At 37.7% G+C, this 3,583-nt stretch carries 5 protein-coding genes; all 5 read left to right on the top strand.

All coding sequences use genetic code 11. The features are described from left to right. The first annotated feature begins 224 nt into the window (after window positions 1-224). From U0M88_RS00765 to U0M88_RS00785, 5 genes are read left to right on the top strand one after another with little or no spacing between them, the layout of a single operon-like run. Window positions 225-383 carry a hypothetical protein gene (locus U0M88_RS00765; RefSeq protein ID WP_022789312.1) on the top strand — a complete coding sequence of 53 codons (159 nt, stop codon included), beginning with the start codon at window positions 225-227 and terminating at the stop codon, window positions 381-383. A 46-nt stretch (window positions 384-429) separates the two neighbouring features. Next, the gene (gene cysS, locus U0M88_RS00770; protein WP_331868606.1) at window positions 430-1,761 is read left to right on the top strand and encodes a cysteine--tRNA ligase; all 1,332 of its coding nucleotides are present in this window, start codon (window positions 430-432) and stop codon (window positions 1,759-1,761) included. Continuing rightward, entirely contained in the window at window positions 1,761-2,147 is a 387-nt protein-coding gene (locus tag U0M88_RS00775; protein WP_167698692.1) for a Mini-ribonuclease 3, read from the top strand. Before cysS ends, U0M88_RS00775 begins: the two co-directional genes overlap by 1 nt. After that, window positions 2,144-2,857 (top strand): 23S rRNA (guanosine(2251)-2'-O)-methyltransferase RlmB, encoded by a 714-nt coding sequence (rlmB, locus tag U0M88_RS00780; RefSeq protein WP_022789315.1) that lies wholly within the window; start codon window positions 2,144-2,146, stop codon window positions 2,855-2,857. The genes U0M88_RS00775 and rlmB overlap by 4 nt, the downstream gene beginning before the upstream one ends. Window positions 2,858-2,883: 26 nt before the next feature. Then, entirely contained in the window at window positions 2,884-3,483 is a 600-nt protein-coding gene (locus tag U0M88_RS00785; RefSeq protein WP_022789316.1) for a sigma-70 family RNA polymerase sigma factor, read from the top strand. The last annotated feature ends 100 nt before the right edge of the window (window positions 3,484-3,583 follow it).

Here is a 3,583-nt window from a genome sequence, read left to right on the forward strand (position 1 = left end):
CCTCTTTTCTGACTACAATATAAAATCTAATTTGACATTATTTATGCCATATCACCAAATTGTCGGTATAGCGAAAATTTTTAATGATGAGTTTATCTAGATATCTTTTAAGCTTTTTATAAGTTTTTCATCATTTTATAAAGTCATGCTGAAGTTTTATAGTGCCTTTCTTGAAATATCATGGGAAGTAAGGTATCCTAGATATACATTAGAAGGTGAAAGTTATGCCATTAAAAGAACGGTTGACAAATGATGATCGAGACGAATTAAGCGAAGGTGTAGATGATTTGGATGCAGCATATATCCAGATGTTGAAAGATCAGGGAATTGATGCAGATCTGGTCAAACAGTTTCGTGATTTGAGTCTTGAGACAAAAGATTAACACAACATAGACCCTGTCTATGTTTTTTTAGAAAGGAATGATGGAAATGAATTTATATAACAGCTATACCCAGAAAATCGAAGAATTAAAGCCTATCGAGCCTGGAAAGGTTTCCATGTATGTCTGTGGACCAACTGTATATAATGAGCCGCATGTGGGGAATGCCCGGCCTATTGTCGTGTTTGATACGTTGAAAAAAGCACTGGAATTACAGGGCTTGGATGTTATGTATGTGAGCAACTATACAGATGTTGATGACAAGATTATCAAGACTGCTTTGGAACAAAATGTGAGTGAAAAAGAAATTACAGATAAATATATTGAAGCGTATAATCGTGTACGTAAAAATCTGCATGCGGATCTGCCGGATGTAGCACCGCGGGTTACGGAAACGATGGATCAAATCATTGCGTTCATTCAAAAGCTGATCGAGAATGGTGCGGCTTATCAAGTTGATGGCGATGTGTATTTCCGTGTAAGCAGTGATAAAACCTATGGGGAATTATCACATCAGAAAATGGAAGATCTGATGGTCGGTGCTCGTATTGATGAAAATGAGAAAAAAGAAAATCCTTTGGATTTTACATTATGGAAAGAAACGGAGCAGGGAATTCGATGGGATTCTCCATGGTCAAAGGGACGTCCGGGATGGCATACCGAGTGTGTTGTCATGATTCATAACGTATTTAAAAAAGCGTTGATCGATATCCATGGCGGTGGTCTGGATCTTAAATTTCCGCATCACGAAAATGAAATGGCACAATGCCAGATGTGCTCTCATACGCATTTAGCAAATATGTGGGTACATAATGGTATGATCAATATTCAAAATGAGAAGATGTCAAAATCACTGGGGAATGTCTGGTGGGCCAAAGACCTGATTGAAGCGCATGGGGGCAATACCATTCGCTGGATGATGATCTCGGTACACTATCGTTCACCATTAAATCTAAATGAAGAAGCGATTTCTTCTTCCCAAAAAGAATTGAATAAGATTTATACAGCATATAAACAAGCTTGTGTGCAGTTGCAGCTGCAGAATGTAGAAACCGATGCGGTGGATGAAGAAAGTTTAAAGGTTTTTGTAGATGCTTTAAATGATGATTTAAATACGCCGAATGCGATTTCTGTCGTTCATGAAGTAATCAAAAAGATCAACCAGGCATTGCGTGCCCGTCCTTTTGATGGACAAAAAGTCGCAGCCTTAAAAAATGCACTGGAAAAGATGTCGTGGGTATTAGGAATTGAATTAGATTCTATCGTACTGGATGACCAGGATAAAGAAATGTATGCCGCATGGCGAAATGCGGTTAAAGCAAAAGACTTTGAAACCGCCGATGTATATCGTGCTAAATTACAGGAAAAAGGAATCTTGTAATGGAGATCGTAACGCATAATGCGACTAGTCTTGCCTGGATGGGAGATGCTTTGATGACATTAAGAGTTCGTAAGCATCTTTTGGATAAAGGCTATCAAAAGGCGGATATTTTACAAAAAAAGAGTGCTCGTTTGTGCAGCGCTAAAGGACAGGCTGTTATTTTGGATAGGCTGATGCAGGAGGATTTCTTTACTGAAGAGGAAAAACAGATCCTTCATCGAGGAAGAAATGCGACCATTCATTCAAAGGCTAAGAATGCGGATGGACAGACATATCTAAAAGCAACGGCACTAGAAGCTTTATTGGGCTATCTATATTTATATGATCATCATCAGCGCTTGGCGCAGTGCTTGGATCAAATTGTTGAAAAAGGAGATTCTCTATGATCGTTTATGGAAAAAATGTGTTTACACAGCTGGAAGAAAATCCGGATTCAATCTTAAAAATATATGTGCAAAGAGGGCTTCGTGACAAACGTTTTTTACAGCGTGTAGAACAGTTAAATAAAAAAATAACAGTCGTATCTCGTGATCAGCTGAATGCCTTGACGAAAGGTGCCAATCATAATGGAATCGTAGTGGAAGTTAAGGAAATACCGACATACGATCTTAAACAAATCTTAAATAAGGCGAAACAACCTGGTTTGATCGTGGCCTTGGATGGAATACAGGATCCCCACAATTTAGGAGCTATTTTACGCAGTTGTGATTGTACCGGTGTTGATGGGGTGATTCTTTGTAAGCACAACAGTGTGGGCTTAACACCATCGGCTATTAAAGCCAGTACAGGAGCAGCTTATACGATTCCGGTCTGCACGGTGACCAATTTAAAAAATGCTCTGCAGGAATGTAAAGAAAACGGATATTGGGTCGTAGGCAGTGATATGGATCAAGCTCGTGATTATCGACAGGGTATCTATGATGTACCTCTGGTTCTGGTCATTGGTTCGGAAGGCAAAGGTATTTCCAATCTGGTTAAGAAACAATGTGACTATATGGTTAAATTACCCATGGAAGGAAAAATCTCTTCTTTAAATGCCAGTGTGGCTTGTGCTGTACTCTTGTACCAAATTCATAGTGCCAGACATCCTCTGTAATTTCTTTTTGCTCTGGAAAGGGCAAAATGAGAAGAAAAAATGTCAATTTCTGGATTTATTTGTTTTTCATAAAAGATGAAGAAGCATTTAGTTATCTTCGTAAACATTATCGAGCAATGGTCAACACGATCATTTGTCATGCGAATGTCAGTCGCGATGGGCATCAGCTCAATCGATGGGATATGTTAGCTATTGCCGATACCATCCTATTAAAATGTCTATACTGGTTTCAAATACGAAGACAGCGTAGTTTTACATCATTTTACAAGCAAGTCTTGTTGAATGAGTTTAAAGATACTTATCGCATAAACTCTCGAAACAGGATGCCGGAATATTATCAACACGTTTATTTGGATTCCAAGGTCAATGAAGAAACAAGGGATTATTATGTGGAACAGACCTATGTTTCTCAAAATCCTACGCATGAAGTGGTCATAGGATCCATTATGGCAAAAAATTATCTGGATCAAGTTTTAGCGCAATTGAATCCTATGCAAAAAAAGATCCTTTCCTTACGAATTAAAGGGTATCGAAGAATTGATATTTGTCGTCAATTAAAAATTTCACCACAACGACATGATTATGCGGTACGTAAGATAAAAAAATGTTTACAGGAAATACTCTAAGAATTCCATGACAGGAATTCTTTTTTTATTTGAAAATTTTTTCTGAAAAATTTTTACAATTTTGACTAGATAATAAAATGAATATGAACTATAATTTAAC

Origin of the sequence: Faecalicoccus sp., assembly GCF_036552745.1 — a bacterium.
In the GTDB taxonomy this organism is placed as follows: Bacteria; Bacillota_I; Bacilli_A; order Erysipelotrichales; family Erysipelotrichaceae; genus Faecalicoccus.

Excerpts from the sequence above, each read along its gene's own strand:
- U0M88_RS00765 (WP_022789312.1), top strand. The coding sequence starts at position 225 with ATGCCATTAAAAGAACGGTTGACAAATGATGATCGAGACGAATTAAGC.
- cysS (WP_331868606.1), top strand. The coding sequence starts at position 430 with ATGAATTTATATAACAGCTATACCCAGAAAATCGAAGAATTAAAGCCT.
- U0M88_RS00775 (WP_167698692.1), top strand. The coding sequence starts at position 1,761 with ATGGAGATCGTAACGCATAATGCGACTAGTCTTGCCTGGATGGGAGAT.
- rlmB (WP_022789315.1), top strand. The coding sequence starts at position 2,144 with ATGATCGTTTATGGAAAAAATGTGTTTACACAGCTGGAAGAAAATCCG.
- U0M88_RS00785 (WP_022789316.1), top strand. The coding sequence starts at position 2,884 with ATGAGAAGAAAAAATGTCAATTTCTGGATTTATTTGTTTTTCATAAAA.